The 22,228-nt window shown below is 70.8% G+C and carries 23 protein-coding genes and 1 pseudogene; 14 read left to right on the top strand and 10 right to left on the bottom strand.

The window, feature by feature from the left end:
- The first annotated feature begins 616 nt into the window (after positions 1-616).
- The 4 genes from QP939_RS19060 (at position 617) to QP939_RS19045 (ending at position 6,186) form a co-directional block, all read left to right on the top strand.
- A complete protein-coding gene (locus QP939_RS19060; protein ID WP_285458125.1) occupies positions 617-1,831 on the top strand; it encodes a family 16 glycosylhydrolase in 1,215 nt (404 codons plus the stop codon).
- 79 nt (positions 1,832-1,910) lie between these two features.
- Positions 1,911-2,978 (top strand): RICIN domain-containing protein, encoded by a 1,068-nt coding sequence (locus tag QP939_RS19055; protein ID WP_285458124.1) that lies wholly within the window; start codon positions 1,911-1,913, stop codon positions 2,976-2,978.
- Positions 2,975-4,828 carry a ricin-type beta-trefoil lectin domain protein gene (locus QP939_RS19050; protein ID WP_285458123.1) on the top strand — a complete coding sequence of 618 codons (1,854 nt, stop codon included), beginning with the start codon at positions 2,975-2,977 and terminating at the stop codon, positions 4,826-4,828. Before QP939_RS19055 ends, QP939_RS19050 begins: the two co-directional genes overlap by 4 nt.
- Complete coding sequence (locus QP939_RS19045; RefSeq protein ID WP_285458122.1) at positions 4,825-6,186, top strand: ricin-type beta-trefoil lectin domain protein; 1,362 nt, start codon at positions 4,825-4,827, stop codon at positions 6,184-6,186. Before QP939_RS19050 ends, QP939_RS19045 begins: the two co-directional genes overlap by 4 nt.
- A gap of 230 nt (positions 6,187-6,416) precedes the next feature.
- On the opposite strand, the gene QP939_RS19040 is transcribed toward QP939_RS19045, so the two are convergent.
- Positions 6,417-7,139 carry a GntR family transcriptional regulator gene (locus QP939_RS19040; RefSeq protein WP_285459792.1) on the bottom strand — a complete coding sequence of 241 codons (723 nt, stop codon included), beginning with the start codon at positions 7,137-7,139 and terminating at the stop codon, positions 6,417-6,419.
- Positions 7,140-7,255: 116 nt separating this feature from the next.
- Here QP939_RS19040 and QP939_RS19035 point away from each other — a divergent pair, with 116 nt between their 5' ends.
- The 5 genes from QP939_RS19035 to QP939_RS19015 are packed head-to-tail and all read left to right on the top strand — an operon-like array spanning position 7,256 to position 11,504.
- Positions 7,256-8,500 (top strand): MFS transporter, encoded by a 1,245-nt coding sequence (locus QP939_RS19035; RefSeq protein ID WP_285458121.1) that lies wholly within the window; start codon positions 7,256-7,258, stop codon positions 8,498-8,500.
- 14 nt (positions 8,501-8,514) lie between these two features.
- A complete protein-coding gene (locus tag QP939_RS19030) occupies positions 8,515-9,309 on the top strand; it encodes a putative hydro-lyase (RefSeq protein WP_285458120.1) in 795 nt (264 codons plus the stop codon).
- Position 9,310: 1 nt separating this feature from the next.
- Entirely contained in the window at positions 9,311-10,063 is a 753-nt protein-coding gene (locus tag QP939_RS19025; RefSeq protein WP_285458119.1) for a LamB/YcsF family protein, read from the top strand.
- A complete protein-coding gene (locus QP939_RS19020; RefSeq protein WP_285458118.1) occupies positions 10,060-10,671 on the top strand; it encodes a 5-oxoprolinase subunit B family protein in 612 nt (203 codons plus the stop codon). The genes QP939_RS19025 and QP939_RS19020 overlap by 4 nt, the downstream gene beginning before the upstream one ends.
- Positions 10,668-11,504 (top strand): 5-oxoprolinase subunit C family protein, encoded by an 837-nt coding sequence (locus tag QP939_RS19015; protein WP_285458117.1) that lies wholly within the window; start codon positions 10,668-10,670, stop codon positions 11,502-11,504. The genes QP939_RS19020 and QP939_RS19015 overlap by 4 nt, the downstream gene beginning before the upstream one ends.
- A 21-nt stretch (positions 11,505-11,525) precedes the next feature.
- On the opposite strand, the gene QP939_RS19010 is transcribed toward QP939_RS19015, so the two are convergent.
- Positions 11,526-11,696: a hypothetical protein gene (locus tag QP939_RS19010; RefSeq protein ID WP_285458116.1), complete on the bottom strand. Its 171-nt coding sequence runs from the start codon at positions 11,694-11,696 to the stop codon at positions 11,526-11,528.
- Positions 11,689-12,039 (bottom strand): hypothetical protein, encoded by a 351-nt coding sequence (locus tag QP939_RS19005; protein WP_285458115.1) that lies wholly within the window; start codon positions 12,037-12,039, stop codon positions 11,689-11,691. The genes QP939_RS19010 and QP939_RS19005 overlap by 8 nt, the downstream gene beginning before the upstream one ends.
- A gap of 78 nt (positions 12,040-12,117) precedes the next feature.
- On the opposite strand from QP939_RS19005, the gene QP939_RS19000 reads away from it, so the two are divergent.
- Complete coding sequence (locus tag QP939_RS19000; RefSeq protein ID WP_285458114.1) at positions 12,118-12,693, top strand: winged helix-turn-helix domain-containing protein; 576 nt, start codon at positions 12,118-12,120, stop codon at positions 12,691-12,693.
- On the opposite strand, the gene QP939_RS18995 is transcribed toward QP939_RS19000, so the two are convergent.
- The 6 genes and pseudogenes from QP939_RS18995 to QP939_RS18970 all read right to left on the bottom strand — a co-directional run bounded on the left by QP939_RS18995 (position 12,690) and on the right by QP939_RS18970 (position 17,245).
- Positions 12,690-13,316 (bottom strand): alpha-ketoglutarate-dependent dioxygenase AlkB family protein, encoded by a 627-nt coding sequence (locus QP939_RS18995; RefSeq protein ID WP_285458113.1) that lies wholly within the window; start codon positions 13,314-13,316, stop codon positions 12,690-12,692. The two genes, QP939_RS19000 and QP939_RS18995, sit on opposite strands and share 4 nt — an antisense overlap.
- 248 nt (positions 13,317-13,564) lie before the next feature.
- A complete protein-coding gene (locus QP939_RS18990; RefSeq protein ID WP_285458112.1) occupies positions 13,565-14,623 on the bottom strand; it encodes a zinc-binding dehydrogenase in 1,059 nt (352 codons plus the stop codon).
- A 48-nt stretch (positions 14,624-14,671) separates the two neighbouring features.
- Positions 14,672-15,016, bottom strand: coding sequence for a transcriptional regulator (locus QP939_RS18985; protein ID WP_285458111.1), 345 nt, complete (start codon positions 15,014-15,016; stop codon positions 14,672-14,674).
- Between the two features lie 72 nt (positions 15,017-15,088).
- Entirely contained in the window at positions 15,089-15,907 is an 819-nt protein-coding gene (locus tag QP939_RS18980) for an LLM class flavin-dependent oxidoreductase (RefSeq protein WP_285458110.1), read from the bottom strand.
- A 172-nt stretch (positions 15,908-16,079) separates the two neighbouring features.
- Positions 16,080-16,764: pseudogene (locus QP939_RS18975) on the bottom strand (metal-dependent transcriptional regulator).
- A gap of 40 nt (positions 16,765-16,804) precedes the next feature.
- A complete protein-coding gene (locus tag QP939_RS18970) occupies positions 16,805-17,245 on the bottom strand; it encodes a GNAT family N-acetyltransferase (RefSeq protein ID WP_285458109.1) in 441 nt (146 codons plus the stop codon).
- Between the two features lie 55 nt (positions 17,246-17,300).
- Between QP939_RS18970 and QP939_RS18965 the strand changes: the two genes are divergently transcribed.
- Positions 17,301-17,621 (top strand): hypothetical protein, encoded by a 321-nt coding sequence (locus tag QP939_RS18965; protein ID WP_285458108.1) that lies wholly within the window; start codon positions 17,301-17,303, stop codon positions 17,619-17,621.
- Positions 17,622-17,625: 4 nt separating this feature from the next.
- Here QP939_RS18965 and QP939_RS18960 read toward each other — a convergent pair whose 3' ends face one another.
- Positions 17,626-19,212 (bottom strand): amidohydrolase, encoded by a 1,587-nt coding sequence (locus QP939_RS18960; protein WP_285458107.1) that lies wholly within the window; start codon positions 19,210-19,212, stop codon positions 17,626-17,628.
- A gap of 46 nt (positions 19,213-19,258) precedes the next feature.
- Here QP939_RS18960 and QP939_RS18955 point away from each other — a divergent pair, with 46 nt between their 5' ends.
- From QP939_RS18955 to QP939_RS18945, 3 genes are read left to right on the top strand one after another with little or no spacing between them, the layout of a single operon-like run.
- Positions 19,259-19,996, top strand: a complete 738-nt coding sequence (locus tag QP939_RS18955; protein WP_285458106.1) for an enoyl-CoA hydratase/isomerase family protein — start codon at positions 19,259-19,261, stop codon at positions 19,994-19,996.
- Positions 19,993-21,543, top strand: a complete 1,551-nt coding sequence (locus QP939_RS18950; protein WP_285458105.1) for an ATP-dependent acyl-CoA ligase — start codon at positions 19,993-19,995, stop codon at positions 21,541-21,543. Before QP939_RS18955 ends, QP939_RS18950 begins: the two co-directional genes overlap by 4 nt.
- A complete protein-coding gene (locus QP939_RS18945) occupies positions 21,534-22,175 on the top strand; it encodes a TetR/AcrR family transcriptional regulator (RefSeq protein ID WP_434219655.1) in 642 nt (213 codons plus the stop codon). Before QP939_RS18950 ends, QP939_RS18945 begins: the two co-directional genes overlap by 10 nt.
- Positions 22,176-22,228 lie beyond the last annotated feature (53 nt).

The raw sequence follows: 22,228 nt of genomic DNA, 5'->3' as shown, positions 1-22,228 counted from the left end.
CCCGCCCTCCCGGGGGATGCCCCCGCTTCAGCGTATCGGCGGCCCCTGACGAAAACCGGGCAAAGCCCGGGCCGGAGCCGCACCTGTCCACATCACGACCAGGCTGTGGACCGCGAGCCCAGGCCCCGAGCCCAGGCCCCCGAACGGAGGCCCACCCTCCCTGGGGAACCACCCCGCTCCAGCGTATCGGCCCACCCCGACAGAACCGCGCAAAAGCCCGACCCCGAGCCGAACCTGTCCACATCACGACCAACCTGTGGATCACCGGTCGCCCAAGCCCGTACCCACCGAACCAAGACAGCAAAGCCGGAAGGCGCCACCAAGCCGCCAGGGAACGCGAGACCCAAGCGAGCCTCCCCCACCCGGGCGAGGTAACCCACCCACCCTTAATTCGGGTTGAAAAAGAATGACCGGCCGACTGTTGCCCGGCTTGTCTGGACCATGCATACTTTGTTGCCAGGCACAACAAAGCGCCCGCCCCCGCGCCACCCCGCCCCGGCACGGAGGCCGTACCAAGCACGCCTGCCGCCGCCCCGGCATGCGTGTCCATCCTCCCCTTCCCGCGTTTCGTGCTGCGCGCGGAACGCCGGTCCCCACGGTGAGAGAGGCGACAACGATGTCCACCTCGAAATTCCGCAAGAGATGGGCGGCGCTCTTCGCCGCCTGCTCGCTGCTCGTCCTCGGGCAGCAAGCCCTGACCGCGCCGGCCGCCGAAGCCGCGGCCACCTTCACCGATGACTTCAACGGCCCCGCCGGCGCCGCCGTCGACGGGTCGAAGTGGCTGCTCGAAACCGGTGACAACGTCAACAACCACGAGCGGCAGTACTACACCTCCGGCACCAACAACGCCCAGCTCGACGGCCAGGGCCACCTCGTCATCACCGCCAAGAAAGAGAACCCCGGCAACTACAACTGCTGGTACGGCCGCTGCGAGTACACCTCCGCGCGGCTCAACACCGCCGGCAAGTTCAGCCAGGCCTACGGCCACTTCGAAACCCGCATGAAACTCCCGCGCGGCCAAGGCATGTGGCCCGCCTTCTGGATGCTCGGCGGCGGCAACTGGCCCACCGACGGCGAGATCGACATCATGGAGAACGTCGGGTTCGAGCCGAACACCGTGCACGGCACCATCCACGGCCCCGGCTACTCCGGCTCCGGTGGCATCGGCGCCGCCTACTCCGGCCCGAACTTCTCCGACGACTTCCACACCTACGCCATCGACTGGGCGCCCAACCAGATCAAGTGGTACGTCGACGGCAACCTCTACCAGACCCGCACGCCGTCCGACCTGAACGGCAACCGCTGGGTCTACGACCACAACTTCTTCCTCATCCTCAACCTCGCCGTCGGCGGGTACTGGCCCGGCGATCCCAACAGCAGCACCGTCTTCCCGCAGCAGCTGGTCGTCGACTACGTGCACGTCACCAGCACCTCGGGCGGCGGCAGCGGCCGGACCGGCACCATCACCGGCATCGGCGGCAAGTGCGTCGACGTCGCCGGCGCGAACACCGCCAACGGCACGCCCATCCAGATCACCGACTGCAACGGCAACGCCGCGCAGAGCTGGACCATCGGCACCGACGGCACCATCCGCGCCCTCGGCAAGTGCATGGACGTCGCCGCCGCCGGCACCGCCGACGGGACACCCGTGCAGCTCTACGACTGCAACGGAACCGGTGCGCAGCAGTGGGTCGTCACCGCGGCGCACGACATCGTGAACCCCAACGCGAACAAGTGCCTCGACGCGACCGGGAACAGCTCCGCGAACGGCACCCGGCTGCAGATCTGGACCTGCGCCGGCACGGCCAACCAGAAGTGGACCACTCCCTGACGCCACCCCCTCGTGAGTGGATAACAGTGTTCTAACACTGTTATCCACTCACGACCCCTTACCCCACAGGAGAACCGAAGTGCGGCGATTCCTCGTCGCGCTAATGGGGTGCGCCCTGTTAGCGCTTTCTTACCTGACCACCGGCTCCGCCCAGGCGGCGGTCGAAGCGGGCCCGTCGGCGAGCCAGCTGCTCGCGAAGACGACGTCCTGCCAACAGATTTCGAACGGCAAGTACTCCTACGACGAAGGCGGCGCGGCCACCGTGCCCGTCTGCCAGGCGAACGGCGCGGTCTTCTTCAAGGCCGACATGGACATCGACTGCGACGGCGTCCGCACCACGCAGTGCAACGAGAACACCGACTGCTGCTTCTACCCCGACACCGCTTTCCACACCTCGACCGACCAGCCGCTCAACGCGGCGCAACTGCCCTATGTGGTCCTTCCCCAACCGACGTCCACCTGGGACTACCGCAACTACGGCATCGACGGCGGCTCGGTCGTGGCGGTGATCTACAACAACCAGGTCACCTACGCCGTGGTCGGCGACACCGGCCCGACGAGCATCATCGGCGAGGCGTCCTACGCCACCGCCGTCAGCCTCGGCATCAACCCCGACCCGAAGAACGGCGGCACCGAGGGTCCGGTGACGTACATCGTGTTCCCGAACACGCACGTCGACCCGATCGAGAACCACGCCAACGCCGTGAGCCTCGGCGAGCAGGTCGCGACGCAGTTCGTCGGCGGCACCACGACGCCGCCCACGCAGCACACCGGACCGATCACGGGCATCGGCGGCAAGTGCGTCGACGTCGCCGGAGCAAACGCTTCCAACGGCACCGCCGTCCAGCTCTACGACTGCAACGGCACCAACGCTCAACAGTGGACAGTCGGCAGCGACGGCACCATCCGCGCGCTCGGCAAGTGCCTCGACGTCACCAGTGCGGGCACGACGAACGGCACGCCGACGCAGCTCTGGGACTGCAACGGCTCCAACGCCCAGAAGTGGACGGCGAACGGATCGCAGAACCTCGTCAACACCGGCTCCGGCAAGTGCCTCGACGCCACCGGCAACTCCAGCGCCAACGGGACCCGGCTCCAGATCTGGACCTGCGGGACCGGCCTGAACCAGAAGTGGACGCTCCCATGAGGAAACTGCTCACCCTGCTCGGCGTGACCGCGCTCGCCGCGGCCACGTTCGCGGCGCCCGCGCAGGCCGCGGGCGAGACGGTCAACGTCTGGCTCACCACGACCAGCGACTCCGGCGGCCGCACCGTCACCCGCGGCCTCCAGCCGCAGACGCCGGTCACGTTCGCCTCCGGCACCGGCACCGGCGGCGTGACCATCAACGTCAACGAAAACACCACCTACCAACAGTTCGAGGGCGGCGGAGCGTCCTTCACGGACACCGCCGCGTGGCTGATGAACTCGAGTGGCGCGTTGTCCCAAGCCACGCGGGACGACACGATGCGCAAGCTGTTCGACCCGAACAGCGGCATCGGGCTGAGCTTCATCCGCAACCCGCTCGGCGCGTCCGACCTGGCCCGCTACAGCTACACGTTCGACGACATGCCCGCCGGGCAGACCGACCCGAACCTGACGCACTTCTCCATCGCGCACGACCAGGCCGACGTCCTGCCGCTGACCAAGCAGGCCAAGCAGCTCAACCCGCAGGCCAAGGTGATGGCGTCGCCGTGGAGCGCGCCGCCGTGGATGAAGGACAACGACAGCTACCTGCTCGGCTGGGTCGAATCGCAGTACTACCCCGCCTACGCGCAGTACTTCGTCAAGTACCTCCAGGCCTACCAGGCCGCGGGCGTGCCGATCGACTACGTCTCGATGCAGAACGAGCCGACGTGCTGCGCGAGCTACCCGTCGACCAACTGGAACGGCGCCGGGCTGGCGTACTTCGCGAAGAACAACCTCCTGCCCGCGCTCCAGAACGCCGGTCTGTCCACAAAGGTCCTCGCGCTCGACTGGAACTGGGACACCTACGCCTCCTACGGCGCGCCCACGATGGACGATTCGGCCATTCGGAACCACCCGAACTTCGGTGGCGTGGCCTGGCACGGCTACGGCGGCAACATCGCGCAGCAGACGACCGTCCACAACCAGTACCCGAACGTCAACGCCTACTCGACCGAGCACTCCGGCGGCACCTGGATCTCGAACCAGCAGGCCGAGGACATGAACAACATCGTGGACTACACCCGGAACTGGTCGAAGAGCTTCGTCAAGTGGAGCCTCGCCGTCGACCAGAACATGGGCCCGCACAACGGCGGCTGCGGCACCTGCACCGGCCTGATCACCGTCCACAACGGAGACTCGCGCAGCGGGCAGGTCGACTACACCGTCGAGTACTACACGATGGGTCACCTGACGAAGTTCGTGAAGCCGGGCGCGTACCGGATCGACTCGAACGACAACTCGACCGTGCGCAACGTCGCCTGGAAGAACCCGGACGGCTCGAAGGCGCTGATCGCGTACAACTCCAGCACGGGCAACCAGAGCGTGCGGGTGAACTGGGGCAACTCGTCGTTCACCTACACCCTGCCCGGCCACACGTCGGCGACGTTCACCTGGAGCGGCAACCAGGGCACCGGCGGCACCACCGGCAAGACCGGCCCGATCACCGGACTCGGCGGCAAATGCGTCGACGTCGCGGGCGCCAACAGCGCCAACGGCACCGCGGTCCAGCTCTACGACTGCAACGGTTCGAACGCCCAGCAGTGGACCCTCGGCACCGACGGCACGATCCGCGCGCTCGGCAAGTGCCTCGACGTCACCGGTCAGTCCACAGCGGACGGTGCGCAGCTGCAGCTCTGGGACTGCGGCGGCACGGCCAACCAGCGGTGGGCGGCCACCGCGGCCAAGGACATCGTCGGCGCGGGCTCGAACAAGTGCGTCGACGCGACCGGCAACTCCAGCGCCAACGGCACCCGGCTGCAGATCTGGACCTGCACCGGCGCCGCCAACCAGAAGTGGAACGTGCCCGCATGAAGATGACAGCAGCGTTCGGCGCGCTCGTCGCCGCGTCGGCCCTGGTGCTCGCGCCGGGCGTCGCGCAGGCGGCGACCGGCCCGATCACCGGCATCGGCGGCAAGTGCGTCGACGTCGCCGGTGCGAACACCGCCAACGGAACAGCGGTCCAGCTCTACGACTGCAACGGCACCAACGCTCAACAGTGGACAGTCGGCGGCGACGGATCCCTGCAGGCGCTGGGCAAGTGCATGGACGTCACCAGCGCGGGCACCGCGAACGGCACGCAGATCCAGCTCTGGGACTGCAACGGCTCCGGCGCCCAGAAGTGGGCGGCGAACGCGGCGAAGAACCTGGTCAACTCCGGGTCCGGCAAGTGCCTCGACGCCACCGGCAACTCCAGCGCGAACGGCACCCGGCTGCAGATCTGGACGTGCGCGAGCACGGCCAACCAGCAGTGGACGCTCCCGTCCGGCGGCACGACGCCGCCGCCGACCGGGCCGGGCGCGATGGCCGTCGCGCCCTACCTCTACAACGGCTGGGGCGACCCGCCGAACCCGTCGACGATCATGAGCGCCACCGGCGTCAAGTGGTTCACGCTGGCGTTCATCCTCTCCAACGGCTACTGCAACCCGCAGTGGGACGGCGGCCGGGCGCTCACCGGCGGCGTCGACCAGAACACGATCAACACCATCCGCGCGGGCGGCGGCGACGTCATCCCGTCGTTCGGCGGCTACTCCGGCAACAAGCTGGAGTCGTCGTGCGGCAGCGCGGGCGAGCTGGCGGCGGGCTACCAGAAGGTGATCAACGCCTACGGCCTCAAGGCGATCGACATCGACATCGAGGCCGACGCCTACAGCAACGCGACGGTGCAGCAGCGCACGGTCGACGCGCTGAAGACGGTGCGGGCGAACAACCCGGGCATCAAGATCTACGTCACCTTCGGCACCGGCCAGTCGGGTCCGGACAACAGCCTGGTCAACCGCGCGGCCGCGTCGGGCCTCACGGTCGACGGCTGGGTGATCATGCCGTTCGACTTCGGTGGCGCCGGCCAGAACATGGGCACGCTGACGCAGCGGGCGGCCGAGGGCCTCAAGAACGTCGTCAAGAGCGCGTACGGCTACGACGACGACACGGCCTACCGGCACATGGGCATCTCGTCGATGAACGGCATCACCGACAACAACGAGACGGTCACGCTCAACGACTTCACCACCATCCTGGGCTACGCGAACACGCACCACCTGGCCCGGTTGACGTTCTGGTCGGCGAACCGCGACCGCCCCTGCCCCGGGGCGTACCCGAACAACGACACGTGTTCCGGGGTTTCCCAGCAGGCGTGGGACTTCACGCGGATCTTCGCGCGCTACGCAGGCTGACCCCGAAAGACCGTGAAGGCCTCCTTACCCGGCAAGAACGCCGGTAAGGAGGCCTTCACGGCGTTCGGGGCTGCCGGGCCGCGGCACTGGGGAGGCCCCGGCCCGGCAGCGGAGTGGTCCCGCCTGCCGCTGGGGGTCTCCGGCGGCGAAACCCCATCGAGGTTACCGAGCGGCGATCGCTTCCGGCTCGCGCTCGGCCCGTCCGGACGTCGAGGATGCCCGAAGAGGCACTAGTCCGCCGCGACCGCCGCCCGGGCCGCCTCCGCGCGATCGGCGTACGCGCCGACCAGCTGCTCCTCGGCGTCCTCCAGGTACTTCATCAGCAGCTGCTCCGCGCCCGGTCCGTCACCGGCCTCGAGGCGGTCGAGGATCTCGTGGTTGCGCGGCAGGTACCGCTCGTGGAACCGCCGCGGCTCGGCCATGATGTGGAAGACCAGCCGCAGCTCGGCGGTCAGCCTGCCGACCAGCTCGTTGACGCGCTCGCTGCCCGACAGCGCGGCCAGCTCCTGGTGGAACCAGACGTTCGCGGTGCCGAGGTCCTTCCAGTTGCCGCTGCGCGCGGCTTCGTCGCCGATCTCGACCTTCTCCTTGATCCGCGCGAACGACGAAGGCTTCGCCGTGACGCCGCGGACCGCCGCGCATTCGATGATCTTGCGGACGCGGTAGATGTCGACGACGTCCTCGACGCTCGGGATGCGGACGAAGACGCCGCGGTTGAGCTCGTGGGTCACCAGCCGCTCGTGCGTGAGCAGCCGGAACGCCTCGCGGAGCGTGTTGCGCGAGACGCCGAGCGCGTTGCCGATGTCCTGCTCCGACAGCCGGCCGCCGGGCAGGAAGTAGCCCTCCGCGATGCGCTTGCGCAGCACGCCGGCGACCCGCTCGGCCGTGCTCTTGCGGCTGACCAGGCCCCGGTCGGCCGCCAGATCGGGTACTCCGCTGTCTTCGATGACCACGGTGACGATGGTACCCGTCACACAGGGGACGATCCAATTGCCGTCTTGTGGAATTGTTCAACGATCCCTACCGTGTGAGTCACGCCACGATGAGAGACACTGGCCAGGAGGTGCCCATGACTGCGACTACAGCTACCGAAGCCCGGCCGTTCGACTGGTTCCGCACGCTCGGCAAACGGGGGCGCCGCGCCTTCCTGGGCGCGTTCGGCGGCTACGGCCTCGACTCGTTCGACTACCAGACCCTGCCGCTCGGCCTGGCCGCGATCACCGCGTACTTCGGCATCTCCAGCGGGGAAGCCGGGCTGCTCGGCACGACGACGCTGGTCGTCTCGGCCGTCGGCGGCGTCGGCGCGGGCATGCTGGCCGATCGGATCGGCCGCGTCCGCACGCTCCAGATCACCATCGCGATGTACACGATCTTCACCGTGCTCTGCGGGTTCGCGCCGAACTTCGAGACCCTGCTGATCTTCCGCGCCCTGCAGGGCCTGGGCTTCGGCGGCGAGTGGGCGGCGGGCGCCGCGCTGGTCGCCGAGTATTCGCAGGCCAAGTACCGCGGCCGGACCGTCGCGTTCGTGCAGAGCGCGTGGGCGGTCGGCTGGGGCCTGTCGGTGATCGTCTACACCGTCGTGTTCAGCGTCGCGAGCGACGACGTCGCCTGGCGGATCATGTTCTGGACCGGCGTCATCCCGGCGCTGCTCGTGCTGTGGGTGCGCAAGAGCGTGCAGGACGCGCCGCGCGCCGAGGAACGCCGGGTCGCGACCCGCACCAGGGGCACGCTCACGCAGATCTTCAAGGGCGACCTCCTGCGCACCACGTTCTTCGCCGCCCTGCTCGCCACCGGCGTCCAAGGCGGCTACTACACAATCTCGACGTGGCTGCCGTCGTACCTGAAGAAGACGCGCGAGCTGACCGTGATCGGCACCGGCGGTTACCTCGCGTTCCTCATCACCGGCGCCTTCGTCGGCTACGTCTGCGGCGGGTACCTCACGGACCTGATGGGCCGCAAGAAAACCTTCCTGACGTTCGCGCTGCTCTCGGCCGCGCTGATCGTCGCGTACACGCAGATCCCCAAGGGCGCCAACGGACTCGTGCTGGTGCTCGGCTTCCCGCTCGGCTTCTCGATGTCGGCGATCTTCAGCGGCTTCGGCGCGTTCCTGGCCGAGCTGTACCCGACGGCGCTGCGCGGCACCGGCCAAGGCTTCACGTACAACTTCGGGCGCGCGGTCGGCGCGGTCTTCCCGACCATCGTCGGCTTCCTCGGCGCGGGCGGCGCGATCGTGTTCGGCGCGCTCGGCTACGGCATCGCCGTACTCGCGCTGCTCGGCCTCCCGGAAACCCGGGGCATCGAACTCGTCGACTGACTGTGGGGGCACTCATGACGACCTTTGACGAACCCGCGACGTTCACGCCGGCGCAGGCGCGCTCGGCCTTCCGCCGCGGCAACGCCCGCCCGACCACGGGCTGGGCCAGCGGATTCACCCAGACCAACCTGATCGCCGTGCCCGAGGACTGGGCCTACGACGTCCTGCTGTTCTGCACCCGCAACCCGCAGCCGTGCCCGCTGCTCGACGTCACCGACCCCGGCGACCCGGCCACCCGGCTCGCCGACGGCGCGGACCTGCGCACCGACCTGCCGCGCTACCGGATCTGGCAGAACGGCGTGCTGGCCGGCGAGGTGTCCGACGCGACCGGCCTGTGGCGCAGCGACATGGTGGCGTTCTCGATCGGCTGCAGCTTCACGTTCGAGACGGCGCTGGCCGCCGAGGGCGTCCCGCTGCGGCACGTCGACCAGGGCCGCAACGTCGCGATGTACGTGACCAACCGGCAGTGCGAGCCCGCCGGGCGGCTCTTCGGACCGATGGTGGTGTCGATGCGGCAGATCCCGGAGGACCGCGTCGACGACGCCATCCGGATCACCCGCGCGATGCCCGCGGTGCACGGCGCGCCGGTGCACATCGGCGACCCGCGCGCGCTCGGGATCGAAGACCTGTCCAAACCGGACTTCGGCGACCCGGTGGACGCCGAGCCTGGCGACGTCCCGGTGTTCTGGGCCTGCGGGGTCACGCCGCAGGCGGCGCTGATGGCGTCGCGGCCGCCGTTCGCGATCACCCACGCGCCGGGGTACATGTTCATCACCGACCGCCACGACAGCGAATACCGGGTGGGCTGAAATGGATCTGAACAGCGATCTCGGCGAGGGCTTCGGCGCCTGGAAGATGGGCGACGACGAGGCCATGCTCGACATCGTGACCAGCGCGAACGTCGCGTGCGGCTTCCACGCCGGCGACCCGTCGGTGATGCGGCGGGTGTGCGAGCTGGCGGCCGAGCGCGGCGTCGCGATCGGCGCGCACGTCGGGTACCGCGACCTGGCCGGGTTCGGCAGGCGCGCGCTCGACATCGCGCCGGACGACCTGGCGAACGAGGTGCTCTACCAGATCGGTGCGCTGGACGCGTTCGCCCGCGCGGCGGGCAGCCGCGTGACGTACGTGAAGCCGCACGGCGCGCTGTACAACACGGCGGCGGCCGACGTCGAGCAGGCGGCGGCGATCGTCGACGGCCTCCGCCGCTACGACCCCGGGCTCGCGCTGCTCTGCCTGCCGGACTCGGAAATGCAGCGGCAGGCGGAAAAAGCGGGCGTGGTGGCCTACGCGGAGGCGTTCGCCGACCGGGCCTACACGGCGGAAGGCAGGCTCGTGTCGCGCAAGCTGCCGGGCGCGGTGCTGCAGGACGCGGAGGCGGTGGCCGAGCGCGCGGTCGCGATGGCGACCGGCGACGGCGTCGTCACGGCCGACGGCGGAAAGCTCGACCTGCGCCCGGATTCCCTGTGCGTGCACGGGGACACGCCGGGCGCGGTGGAGCTGGCCCGCCGGATCCGCGAGGGCCTGAGCACCGCGGACGTCCCGCTGTCCGCGTTCACCGGATGACCGTGCGGTTGCTGCCGTGCGGGCGCCGCGCGGTGCTGGTGGAGACGGGCGACGTGCTGGGGTTCCAGGCGGCGTTGACGCGGGAGCCGCCGGACGGCGTGGTCGAGCTCGTCCCGGCGGCCCGGACGCTGCTGGTCCGCTTCGACCCGGCGATGACGGACGCGGACCGGCTGGGCGCGCTGCTGCGGCACGTGTCCCCTGTGGACAGTGCGACGGCGGAAGCCGGCGAGGTGGTGCTCCCGGTGGTGTACGACGGCGAGGACCTCGCCGAGGTCGCCGAAGAGACGGGCATGAGCGTGGACGCGCTGATCGCGCGCCACACGGCGGGTGAGTACGTCTCGGCGTTCTGCGGGTTCGCGCCGGGCTTCGCGTACCTGTCCGGTTCGGACCCGGTCCTGCACGTGCCCCGGCGGTCGACGCCGCGCACGCGCATCCCGGCCGGATCGGTGGCGATCGCGGGCGAGTACAGCGCGGTGTACCCGAGCGCGTCCCCCGGCGGCTGGCGGCTGCTCGGCCGGACGGACGTGCCGGTGTGGGACGTCGAGCGCGACCCGCCGAACCTGCTGCCGCCGGGGACGCGCGTCCGGTTTTCGGCGGTGGCGCGGTGAAGCTCGAAGTCGTCCGGCCCGGGTTCACGACGACGGTGCAGGACCGCGGCAGGCCCGGCCACGCGGCCCTGGGCGTCGGCCGGTCCGGCGCCGCCGACCGCGGCTCGTTCGAGCTGGCCAACCGGCTCGTCGGCAACCCGCCGGACGCCGCGGCCCTGGAGGTCACGCTCGGCGGACTGGTGCTGCGGGCGTCGGCGCTCACGACGGTGGCGGTCACCGGGGCGCCGTGCCCGGTGTCGCCGGGTGGCCAGAACGCGCCGATCACGTTGTGGCCCGGGGACGAACTGGTGCTGGGCACGGCCTCGGCGGGCCTGCGTTGCTACGTCGCGGTGCGCGGCGGGATCGACGTCGCGCCGGTGCTGGGATCCCGCTCGACGGACACGCTCGGCAAGCTCGGGCCGCCGCCGTTGGCCGCCGGGATGCTGTTGCCGGTGGGTCCGGCGCCCCGGACTTTCCCGGTCGTGGACCTCGCGCCGCGGGCTGCTCTGCCGGATTCGCCAGTGTTGCGCGTGACTCCGGGGCCGCGTCGGGACTGGTTCACTTCGCCGGACGAGCTTCTGTCCACTGTGTACACGGTCTCGCCGGACTCCGACCGCGTCGGCATCCGGCTGACCGGGCCGCCGTTGAGCCGTGCCCGTCACGACGAGCTGCCATCCGAGGCGTGCGTGCCCGGGTCTCTGCAGGTGCCGCCATCGGGTCGGCCGATCCTGTTCCACGCCGACCACCCGACGACGGGTGGTTACCCGGTGATCGCGGTGGTCGAGGAGGCGGACCTGGACGTCGCCGCCCAGCTGCGGCCGGGCCAGACAGTCCGGTTCCGTCCCGCGTCGTGAGTGGCGATTGGGGTTCTAACCCTATTTGCCACTCACGACCACCACCCAGGCGATATTCGTGGCGACGATCGCCACCCACAGCGGCCACAATCTCTTGCCCCGCAAAACCCCGCGCTCCTCCAGGTAAGCATCCAACGCCTCGGCGACCTGGTCGTCGATCTCGTCGCGCAGGTGCGGGTCCAGTTCAGACATGCGCCCGCACCGCCGGTCGCGCGACGGCCAGGCACGCCGCCGCCAGCGGCACCTCCAGCGCGGCCATGAGCAGCGAGAACACGACGTCGTCCCCGGCCGTCACGACGTCGAACCAGGCGTCGGCCAGCAGCAGGGTCGCCGTGGCCGTCGCGATCAGTGGCGTGCGCGGGTCGTCGCGCCCGAGCAGCCAAGCCGTCGCGAGCAGGCCGAGCGCCTCCGCCGCGTCGAAGCCCGTCCAGGCCAGCCGCCAGTGCTGCGCCGCGACGACGTCCGGCAGCGTCATCCCCAGTACCGCGATCCACGGCAGCAGGCCCAACCCCGCCGCCCACAAGAGTCTTCGCATCGCAACCCCCGATCTCCCCGACCACGGTAGCCGATTGCAGAGATTTTTTGCAAACAGTCTCTGTAGTAGGCTCCGCCCATGGTCGAACGTCCCGCGAAGCGCGTCCTCACGGGCGCGGACCTCAAGGCCTTCTACAAGGCCGTCGCCAACCCCGTGCGCCGCGACATCCTGTCCTACCTGGGCGAACACGGCGAGGCGAACTCGACGAGCGTCGCGAAGGCCCTCGGCGAGAGCACCGGGACGACCAGCTACCACCTCCGCAAGCTCGCCGACCTCGAGCTGATCGCCGAAATCGAGGAGCGCTCCACCGGCCGCGAACGCTGGTGGCGGTCGCTGCTGAAGGACATCTACACCCCGCCAGGCCTGGAGCTGACGCCGGAAGAGCGCGAGGCCGCGACGAAGCTCGGCGCCCTGAAGCTGAGCCACGACCTCGGCCTGGTCACCCGCGCGTACGCCGGGTACGACCGCGCCGAGGGCTGGAACCAGATCCACCGCGCCGGGCTGCGCCTGACGAAAGAGCAGGTCACGTCGTTCGTCGAGGAGTACCAGGACCTGGTCTGGAAGTACGTCACCGAGCCGGGGCAGCACCCGGAAGGCGCGCGCGCCCTCGCCGTCCGGCTGATCGTCGTCCCGGAAGAGTCCAAAGAGGACTAGAGACCGGAGACCCGCAGGGTGATGTTGAGCCGCCCGGTCAGGCCGAGCGCAGGGTCCGCCGTGCCCGGCAACGTCTTCGGCACGCCGTGGTAGGCCAGGCGGGACGGGCCGCCGAACACGAACACGTCGCCCGACCGCAGCTCGACGTCCGTGTACGGGCGGCCGCGGGTTTCGGTGTTGCCGAAGCGGAACACGCACGCGTCGCCGAGGCTGAACGACACCACCGGGGCCAGGCTGCGCTCGTCCTTGTCCTGGTGCAGCCCCATCTTCGCGGCCGCGTCGTAGAAGTTGACCAGCGCGATGTCCGGCTCGTAGCCGTCGGCCGGCTCGCCGTACGCGTCCGCCAGCGCGCGGCGGCCGAGGTCGCCGAGCCAGCCGGGGAACGGCAGCACCGGCGTGCCCTCACCCGTCGTGCGCGAATAGCCGTACGGGTACCAGTGCCAGCCGAGGCACACCGACTTCACCGACATCACCCCGCCGTTCGGCAGCCGCGTGTGGCGATAGCCCGCGAAGCCGCGGCACGCCGCGACGAGGTCACGCTGCTCGGCGAAACTCAGCCAGTCGGGCACGTGCACGGCGCCGGGCGCGAGCTCGGCCCGCGGGCGCGGCAGGAGGGCGTCCATCACCTCGATTGTGCCGGAGACTCCCGTCGCGCACGCTCGGTGATCGCCGACGGGACCACGCGATGACCGCGGACCGTGACGCCGCTGGTGGCGAGCAGCCGCAGGACGCGCCCCAATGGACCAACGAGACGCTCCTGCGGCCGGTTCCCCTCGCGTTGGGCCACCATGACCAGACGTTCCCACACCTGAATGTCACAAGGCCAGCGTGGATCAGCTACGAACGGGTCACTTGACCACGCCGACGCGGATCAGTCACGAAACGTCACGACAGTGACGCCCGCTCGCGCCGGCACCGGGTCGTTCATCTCGGCGAGCGCGGCCGGCACGTCGTCGAGCCCGATGCGGCGCCCGATCAGCGCGGCGAGGTCGATCCCCGCCGTTTCGACGACCCGCAGCAGCTCCGGGTACTCGTGGGCCTGGAGCCCGTGGATCCCGACCAGCTCCAGCTCGCCGCCGATGACCCGGTGCATCGGGATCGGCGCGACGCCCTGCTCGGGCGGCATCAGCCCGGCCTGGACGTGGCGGCCGCGCTTGCGGAGGCTGCCGACCGAAGCCGCGCACGTCGACGGCGAGCCGAGGCAGTCGAGCGAGACGTGCGTGCCACCGCCGGTCAGCTCGCGCACGTGCCCGGCGACGGCTTCCGGGCCGTCGAACGCCGACGCGTCGACGGTCAGCGCCGCGCCCGACTTCGCCGCCAGCTCGAGGGCGCCGGGCGAGACGTCGACCGCGACCACCTTCGCCCCGGCCGCGACGGCCAGCAGCACGGCGGAGATCCCGACGCCGCCGCAGCCGTACACCGAAACCCACTGCCCCGCGGTGACCCGGCCCTGCCGCAGCACCGCGCGGAACGCCGTCCCGAACCGGCAGCCGAGCGCGGCGGCTTCGGCCGCGCCGAGCGAGTCCGGCAGCGCGACGAGGTTCGTTTCGGCGTGCTCGATGGCGACGCGTTCGGCGAACGAACCCCAGTGCGTCGCGCCGGGCTGGAACTCGCGGTCGCAGATCTGCTGGTCGCCGCGGGCGCACTGGGCGCAGGACCCGCACGCGCAGACGAACGGCACGGTGACGCGCGCGCCGAGCTCCCAGCCGCGGACGCCGTCGCCGAGCGCGACGACGCGGCCGGCCAGTTCGTGCCCGGCGACGTGCGGGAGCGTCACGGCGGAGTCGTGGCCCTGCCAGGTGTGCCAGTCGCTGCGGCAGACGCCGGTCGCGTCGACCTCGATCACCGCGCCACCGGGCGGCGCCACCGGGTCCGGCACCTCGCGGACGACCGGCGGGACGCGGAACTCTTCCATCACCACAGCACGCATGGGCCGAGCCTACGCGTGCTCAACTGAGCGGATTTCCCTTGGTGCCGCTCAATTGAGCGTGGTGGTCGGCGTGTGGAACCGCGTTCTCCCCCGCGGCGGGCCGAGGAGCTTGCTGAGCGAGCCGTCCGGCACGTTCAGGATGTCCTCGAGATTCCGCAGGGCCTCCAACGACTCCGGCCGCTCCGGACGGCACCGCCCGGACTGCCAGTGGCTGAGGGTGGCGAGGCTGACCGTGGTTCCCCTGCCGCGCAAGCGATAGCGGATCCGGTCGAGGCCGAGGCCGCGGGCGCGGATCGCGGCCCGCAGGGCCACGTCGAACGGCCCGGCGGCCAGCAGCTGGCTCAGCTCCGCCTGTTCCCCCCGGTCCATGGTGCGTGTTCGCTGACCGGTCATCACAACGCTCCGAAGCACTCCCGAATACGAACATTGGAGCGTAGGCGCCGGTTCGCAAGATCGGAAGGGCCCTCACCCACCTGCCGTGCGGGCTTCCGCCGCGATCGCCGCGAACGGTTCGGCGTAGCCGGAGTTGATCGTGACGTAGGAAATCCCCCACCGTTCCCGCCACCGGAGAAGCCTTTCCGCGGCTCGCCGCGGATCGGCGGGCAGCACGGTGACGGCGTCGGCGGCGGCGAGCTCGGGGACGTCGACCCCGGCCCAGCGCGCGATCCCCGGCGAGGGCGCGTCCCCGACGGCCATCAGGTTCAGGCCGAGCTCGATGTCGGGCAGCCGCGCCCCGACGAGCTCGCGGAACCGTTCCACAATGGACTCCGCCTCGGCTTCGGTGGTCTTCGGCGCCCAGGTGAAGGTGAGGGTGTCGGCTTCTTGCGCGGCGAGCGCCAGCATTTTCGGCCCACCGCCGGCGAGCACCAGCCGCGGCCGGTCGGCGGTTCCCTTGAGGACGGCGATGGTCTCGGCCATCCGTGTGATGCGCTCACCCGGAGAGCCGAACTCGCGCCCGAGGTGCGCGGCGTGGGTTTCGGCCCCGGGCCGCCCGACGCCGAGCCCCAGCTCGAAGCGGCCACCGGTCTGCTGGTGCAGGGTGCGGGCCTGCCAGTCGAGGGCCTTGGCATCGCGGAAGGGATCGGCGAGCACGAAGGTGCCGAGCCGGAGGCGATCGGTGACCGCGGCGGCGGCCCCGAGGAGGACGAAGGGATCGGCGGTGCCGACGGGATCGGTGGCGAGCAGGGTGTCGAAGCCGAGGTCTTCGACGCGCTTCGCTTGCGCGGTCCAGGAGCGGAGGTCAGGGGCGTAACCGGCGACGACGCCGAAGCGGAAGGGTTTCATGCGGCTAATGGTGGGCGCGCAGGCGGTGTCACCACATCCGCTCAGCGACGACACCCGCGCGTACGCACCCCGACGTCCCAAGCGCCCCAAGGCCACATTGGTTGCGTCTGACGCACCGAAGGCCGCCTTGGGTGCGTCAGACGCACCGAAGGCCACATTGGGGCGCTCGGGTCTAGCGCAGGGTGACCGACAACGCCTGCGCGATCTCCTTGCCGATGGCGTGCGTGGCGGCGTCCGGCGGCGAGCCCACCTTGACCACCATCGGCCCGCCGAACGGCTGCCGCTCCACGACCTCGATGCGTTCGCCCAGGTTGATCGCGTGCTCCGTCAGGTACCGCAGCAGTTCCGGGTCCGTGTCCCAGACCCGGACGATCTCGCCGACCGCCCCCGGCGGGAGGTCGTCGAGGATCCGCACCGGCAGCTCCTCGACGCTGCCGTCCGGGGCCGGGATCGGGTCGCCGTGGGGGTCGCGGACCGGGTTGCCCAGCTTCGCCGCGATGCGCTCGACCAGCCGGTCCGACACCGCGTGCTCCAGCGCGTCCGCCTCCGCGTGGACCTCGTCCCACGTATAGCCGAAGCTCCGACACCAGGTACGTCTCGATCAGCCGGTGCCGCCGCAGCACCGAGCGCGCCAAGAGCCGCCCGTCCGCGGTCAGCTCGATGCCGCGGTACGGCACGTGCGTGACCAGGCCCAGCTGGGACAGCTTCGTGACCATCCCCGACGCCGAGGACGGGCTGACCTCCAGCCGGCCGGCGAGCGACGTGTTGGTGACCGCCTCACCCCGTTCGACCAGGCCGTAGATCACCCGGACGTAGTCTTCGACCGACGAAGACCTCCGGACCGAACCATCTCCCATGCCGCATACGATACGGGGCCGGGTTCTTTCTCGTGAAAGTTCACGGCCGCCAGCGGTAGCGGACCCAGCCGGGGACCGGCTCCGCGCCGAGCTGCGCGTAGAACGCCTTCCCCTTCTCGTTGCCCTCCTGCATGTCCCACTCGACGCGCCCGGTCGTGCGGTTGCGCAGTTCGTCGAGCAGCTCGCTGCCGAGCCCGAAGCGCCGGTGCGCGGGCCGGACGAACAGGTCGTCGAGCCAGATGCCCGGCCGCGCCTCCCACGTCGAGAAGTTCCAGCTGCAGAACGCGAACCCGGCCACCGTGCCCGGCTCGCCCGGCGGCGTCGCGATCAGCACCCACGCCTTCGGGTCGGGGCCGAACAGGTGCCCGCTCATCTCGGCGCGGTCCAGCTTGAGGTCGTGCTTGTCCTCGTAGACGGCGTGCTCCTCGATGAGCGCACAGATTTCTTCGATGTCTTCGAAGACGGCGTCCCGGACGGGCATCTCGCCTCCCGTTTCTGTCGGTGGTGGTCGTTACTGTCGGGCTCGGAGGTGGTCGATGTCACCGGAGCAGCGGTTCGAGGACCTGGTCGACGAGTTCACCGGACGCCCGGGCATCACGCCACCCGGCGCGACCGGCGGCTTCGGCCGCTCCGCCCTGCGCGCGCACGGGCGGATCTTCGCCATGTTCGTCCGCGGGCGGCTGGTGCTGAAGCTGCCCCGGGCGAGAGTGGACGAGCTGGTCGACGGCGGCCACGGCGTGCGCTTCGACGCCAACAAGGGCACGCCGATGAAGGAATGGCTGGCGCTGGACCCGGGATCGACGCTGTCCTGGTCCGCGCTGGCCGAGGAAGCACTCGAGTTCGTGGGGAGGAAGTGAGCCATCACGCTTGATAACGCAGTTCGCCGCCGACGGCGGTGCCTTGCACGCTGAGCTCGTCCAAAGCGGACTCCGCCAGCGGCGATCCCGACAACACGGCGAAGTCGGCGAGCTTCCCGGGCTCGAGCGTGCCCAGGTCACGCTCGACGAAGGTCGCGTACGCCGAGCCGTATGTGTACGCGCGCAACGCCTGCTCCGGCGTCAACGCCTCTTCGGGCCCGAAGGGGGCGCCTGACGCCGTGCGCCGACGCACCATGTCGGCCAGCGCGAGCAGCGGAGCGCCGTTCACGACGGGCCGGTCCGAAGACGCGGGCAGGACGCAACCCGCGTCCAGGACGCTTCGCAGCCGGTAGCACCACGGGACGCGCGCCTCGCCGAGCGCGGCGCGCATGCCGTCGCCGAGTTCGTTGACGAACCGGCCCTGCGGCGACGGGATGATGCCGAGCGAGGCGAGCCGGGACAGCTCCGCGGGCTGAAGCACCGCGCAGTGCTCGATGCGGTGCCGGTGGTCCGTACGCGGCGAAGCAGCTAACGCGGCTTCGTAGGCGTCGAGGACGACGGTGATCGCGCGGTCGCCGATCGCGTGCGTGGCGATCTGCCAGCCCGCCTCGTGGGCACGGCGGATCGTGCGGGCCAGCTCGTCCTCGGGGACCTGGAAGTAGCCGCGGTTGTCCGGCTCGCCGTCGAAGGGGTCGTGCATCGCGCAGGTGCGCCCGACCAGGGAGCCGTCTGCGAACAACTTCATCGGGCCGACGCGCAGCCACTCGTCGCCGAGGCCGGTGCGCAGGCCGAGGTCGAGGCCGAACCCGGCGCCGTCGGGCAGGTCGTGCAGCACGCTCGCGGCGACCATCACCGTGCTGCGCACGCGCAGCACGCCGCTGTCGCGCGCGATCTGGTAGGCGGCCAGCTCGGCGGGCGTCTCGCCGACCAGGCCGCCGCCGATCCCGGCCTCCTGGACGCTGGTGATGCCCTCGGCCAGGTACCGCTCGGACGCCCGGTCGAGCCCGCGCACGACCCGCTCGACGGGGGTTGGGTAGGTCAGCGGCCGCAGCAGCAGCTGGGCCTGCTCGCGGAGCAGCCCGGTCGGCGAGCCGTCGGCGTCGAGCACGACGTCGCCGCCCACCGGGACGTGCGCCAGGTCGAGCTGGTCGAGCACGGCCGAGTTCACCACGGTCATGTGTCCGGACGTGTGCTTGAGCCGCACCAGCATCCCCGGTGCGGCCCGGTCGAGGCCGTGCCGGTCGGGGTGCCCGCCGACCAGCTTGTTCTGGTCGTACCCGCTGCCGACCACCCAACTCCCCGGCGGCAGCGTCGCGGCCCGCGCGGCGACGGCGTCGTAGACCTCCTCGACGCTGCGGCAGTCGCTCAGCGGGACGTCGTCGAGGCCCATGCCGAACCACGCCATGTGGTTGTGGGCGTCGTGGAAGCCGGGCACGACGAAGCCCCCGGCGAGGTCGACGCGGGAGCGCGCCGACAGCGAAACCGCGTCGTCGCCGAGCGCGACCACCCGGCCGTGCAGGACGGCGAGTGCGCTGGTGACGCCCACGCCCGTCCAGACCGTGGCGTTCTCGAAGACCGCATCAACCCGCATAGCCCGAGGCTATCGATCGATCGATCGAACGTCTAGCATCGCCCTCATGCCCACCGTGGAGTTCGCCGTCGAGGACGGCATCGCGCAGATCCGGCTCAACCGGCCCGAGCGGCTGAACGCGGTCGCCGCCGTGCTGGTCGACGACTTCCTCGCCGCGCTCGACGCGGCCGCCCGCAGTGACGCCCGCGTCGTCGTGCTGTCCGGCACCGGGCGGGCCTTCTGCGCCGGGCACGACCTCAAGGAACCCACCCCCGCGGGTGACTCACGCGCGCGGCTCGACCGGCTGCAGGACGTGACGCGGCGCCTGCGCGGGCTGCGCCAGCCGGTGATCGCGGCGGTGCACGGCTACGCGATCGGCGCGGGCGCGGAGTTCGCGCTCGGCTGCGACCTGATCCTGGCCGCCGAGGACGCCGTTTTCGCGTTTCCGGAGGTCTCACTGGGCCTGAGCGTCACCGGCGCGGCGTCGCGGCTGCTCCCGCTGCTGGTCGGCCCGCTCAAGGCGAAGGAACTGTTGCTGCTCGGCGAGCGCGTCGACGGCCGGAAGGCCGCCGAGCTGGGCCTGGTCAACGCCGCCTTCCCGGCCGATCAGCTGCAGGCCGAGGCGCTGAGCTGGGCCAAGCGGATCGCCGAGCACCCGCCCGAGGCGGCGGCGATGGCCAAGCGCGTCCTGGACGCGAGCACGGACCTCGAGCCCGCACTGGAACTCGAGGTCAGCCACGCCCTCATCACCGAGCACTCGGCCGCGGTCGCCGCGTCCACGGAGGCCTTCCGGAGCCGGACGTGACGCCGCTCGCCGAAATCGGGACCCTGCACCAGCTGGTCACGCGGGCCGCCGAGTTGTGGCCAAACCGCACGGCCTGGATCTTCGACCACCTGGGTCAGGAGTTCACCTTCGCCGAGATCGACCGCGAAAGCTCGCGCCTCGCCGCGGCGCTGACCGAGCGCGGCATCGGCGTGGGCGACCGCGTCGCGGTGATGCTGCGGAACGTGCCCGCGTTCCCGCTGACGTGGCTCGCGCTGGCCAAGATCGGCGCGCAGCTGGTCCCGGTCAACACGAACTACCAGGAGTTCGACGGCGCCCACGTCCTCCGCCATTCCGGCGCGAAACTGGTCGTCGCCGCCGAAGAGTTCACGGACTTGCTCAACCGCATCGGCCTGACCGAGGTCATCACCCCGGCGGAGCTTTCACGTGAAAGCTCCCACCTGGGGCCCGAGCTTTCACGTGAAAGCTCGGGATTCACGCCGGTGCCGGAGACGCCGGTGAACGTCCAGTACACCTCCGGGACCACCGGTGCGCCCAAGGGCTGCGTCCTGCCGAACCGATACTGGACGACGCTCGCGATCAGCCTGGCGACCGACTTCCCCGCCGTCGGCGAAGACGACGTGATCCTGACCGCGCAGCCGTTCCACTACATCGATCCACAGTGGAACGTCGCGCTCGGGCTCGCCAGCGGCGCGACGCTCGTCGTGCTGGACCGGTTCCACCCCAGCACGTTCTGGGCGAAGGTCCGCGAGCACGGCGTCACGTGGTTCTACTGCCTCGGCCTGATGCCGACGCTGCTGCTGCGGCAGGAGCCGTCCGAAGCGGACCGCGACCACCGCGTCCGGGCGATCTGCGCGTCCGCGATCCCGCACGAGCTGCACGCCGAGCTGGAGGCGCGCTGGGGCGTGCCGTGGTACGAGGCGTTCGGGATGACCGAGACCGGCGGCGACATCCGGATGACCGCCGCCGACCACGACGAGACCGTCGGCACCGGCTGCATCGGACGCCCCAGCCGCGACCGCGAGGTGATGATCGCCGGCGACGACGGGAAGCCGTTGCCGCGCGGGGAAACCGGGCAGCTGCTGATCCGCGGGATCGGCCTGATGCACGGCTACCTGGACGATCCCGAGGCGACGGCGCGGGCCTTCGAGGGCGGCTGGTTCCACACCGGCGACCTCGCCCGGATGGACGACGCCGGCCGCGTCTACTACGTCGGCCGCACGAAGGACATGATCCGCCGCAGCGGCGAGAACGTCTCCGCCGACGAGGTCGAGCGCGCGCTGCTGCTGCACCCGGCGGTCCGGCTGGCGGCCGTCGTCGCGGTGCCGGACGAGCTGCGCGGCGAGGAGATCAAGGCGTACGTCGTGTGCGACGGCGAACGTCCGGAGCCGGCCGCGCTGGCCGAGTTCTGCGCCGGAAAACTGGCCTACTTCAAGGTTCCGCGGTTCTGGGCGTTCGCCGACGAGCTGCCGATGACGCCGTCGGAGCGGGTCGCGAAGGGCGAGCTGCGGAAGGTGGCCGACCCGCGCGCCGGGTCGTGGGACGCGAAGGCGGCGGCATGGCTGTGACCAGCCGGGAGCGCGTCCGCGCGGCGGCGGTGAAACTGTTCGCCACCAAGGGCTTCCACGGCACCGGCATCCGGGATCTGGCGCAGGAGGCCGAACTCTCCTCGGCCAGCCTGTACCACTACATGGGCACGAAGGAGGATCTGCTCGCCGAGATCATGCACACGGCGCTGAACCGGTTGCTGGACGCCGCCCGCGAGGCGACGGCGGGCAGCACCGACCCGGTGCACCGCCTGCGCACGCTGGTCGCGCTGCACGTCCTCGCGCACGCCGTCGGCCCGGCGGAAACCCGGGTGGTGGACAACGAAGTCGACGTGCTCTCCCCGGCCGCGCGCGAGCCGGTGGTGGCCCTGCGCGACGCCTACGAACGGCTGTGGGCCGCGGCCATCGACGAGGGCGTCGCGGCCGGGGTGTTCCGTGTGGAGCACCCGGCGGTGACCCGGCTGGCGCTGCTGGAGATGTGCAGCGGGGTCGCGCGGTGGTACTCACCACGCGGCCCGCTGACGCTGGAGGAGCTCGCGGAGCACTACGCGGAGCTGGCGTCGAGGGCCATGGGCTGCACGTCTCCGCCGGGCGTCGGTGACTTGCGACGGTGCCGGGAAATCGTCGCGAAAGAGTGGGGCATGTCCGTTTAGCGGCGCTTTTACCTGTGTACGCCTTGCTCAGACGGCGCGGGTGGGGGACGCTC

Source organism: Amycolatopsis nalaikhensis (assembly GCF_030264295.1).
GTDB classification, from domain to species: Bacteria; Actinomycetota; Actinomycetes; order Mycobacteriales; family Pseudonocardiaceae; genus Amycolatopsis; species Amycolatopsis nalaikhensis.
This window is presented reverse-complemented; position numbering and strand designations above follow the sequence as displayed.

What these genes read in the sequence shown, in the direction of transcription:
- QP939_RS19060 (WP_285458125.1), top strand. Translation starts at nt 617, where the DNA reads ATGTCCACCTCGAAATTCCGCAAGAGATGGGCGGCGCTCTTCGCCGCC.
- QP939_RS19050 (WP_285458123.1), top strand. Translation starts at nt 2,975, where the DNA reads ATGAGGAAACTGCTCACCCTGCTCGGCGTGACCGCGCTCGCCGCGGCC.
- QP939_RS19045 (WP_285458122.1), top strand. Translation starts at nt 4,825, where the DNA reads ATGAAGATGACAGCAGCGTTCGGCGCGCTCGTCGCCGCGTCGGCCCTG.
- QP939_RS19035 (WP_285458121.1), top strand. Translation starts at nt 7,256, where the DNA reads ATGACTGCGACTACAGCTACCGAAGCCCGGCCGTTCGACTGGTTCCGC.
- QP939_RS19030 (WP_285458120.1), top strand. Translation starts at nt 8,515, where the DNA reads ATGACGACCTTTGACGAACCCGCGACGTTCACGCCGGCGCAGGCGCGC.
- QP939_RS19025 (WP_285458119.1), top strand. Translation starts at nt 9,311, where the DNA reads ATGGATCTGAACAGCGATCTCGGCGAGGGCTTCGGCGCCTGGAAGATG.
- QP939_RS19020 (WP_285458118.1), top strand. Translation starts at nt 10,060, where the DNA reads ATGACCGTGCGGTTGCTGCCGTGCGGGCGCCGCGCGGTGCTGGTGGAG.
- QP939_RS19010 (WP_285458116.1), bottom strand. Translation starts at nt 11,696, where the DNA reads ATGTCTGAACTGGACCCGCACCTGCGCGACGAGATCGACGACCAGGTC.
- QP939_RS19005 (WP_285458115.1), bottom strand. Translation starts at nt 12,039, where the DNA reads ATGCGAAGACTCTTGTGGGCGGCGGGGTTGGGCCTGCTGCCGTGGATC.
- QP939_RS19000 (WP_285458114.1), top strand. Translation starts at nt 12,118, where the DNA reads ATGGTCGAACGTCCCGCGAAGCGCGTCCTCACGGGCGCGGACCTCAAG.
- QP939_RS18995 (WP_285458113.1), bottom strand. Translation starts at nt 13,316, where the DNA reads ATGGACGCCCTCCTGCCGCGCCCGCGGGCCGAGCTCGCGCCCGGCGCC.
- QP939_RS18990 (WP_285458112.1), bottom strand. Translation starts at nt 14,623, where the DNA reads ATGCGTGCTGTGGTGATGGAAGAGTTCCGCGTCCCGCCGGTCGTCCGC.
- QP939_RS18985 (WP_285458111.1), bottom strand. Translation starts at nt 15,016, where the DNA reads ATGACCGGTCAGCGAACACGCACCATGGACCGGGGGGAACAGGCGGAG.
- QP939_RS18980 (WP_285458110.1), bottom strand. Translation starts at nt 15,907, where the DNA reads ATGAAACCCTTCCGCTTCGGCGTCGTCGCCGGTTACGCCCCTGACCTC.
- QP939_RS18970 (WP_285458109.1), bottom strand. Translation starts at nt 17,245, where the DNA reads ATGCCCGTCCGGGACGCCGTCTTCGAAGACATCGAAGAAATCTGTGCG.
- QP939_RS18965 (WP_285458108.1), top strand. Translation starts at nt 17,301, where the DNA reads ATGTCACCGGAGCAGCGGTTCGAGGACCTGGTCGACGAGTTCACCGGA.
- QP939_RS18960 (WP_285458107.1), bottom strand. Translation starts at nt 19,212, where the DNA reads ATGCGGGTTGATGCGGTCTTCGAGAACGCCACGGTCTGGACGGGCGTG.
- QP939_RS18955 (WP_285458106.1), top strand. Translation starts at nt 19,259, where the DNA reads ATGCCCACCGTGGAGTTCGCCGTCGAGGACGGCATCGCGCAGATCCGG.
- QP939_RS18945 (WP_434219655.1), top strand. Translation starts at nt 21,534, where the DNA reads ATGGCTGTGACCAGCCGGGAGCGCGTCCGCGCGGCGGCGGTGAAACTG.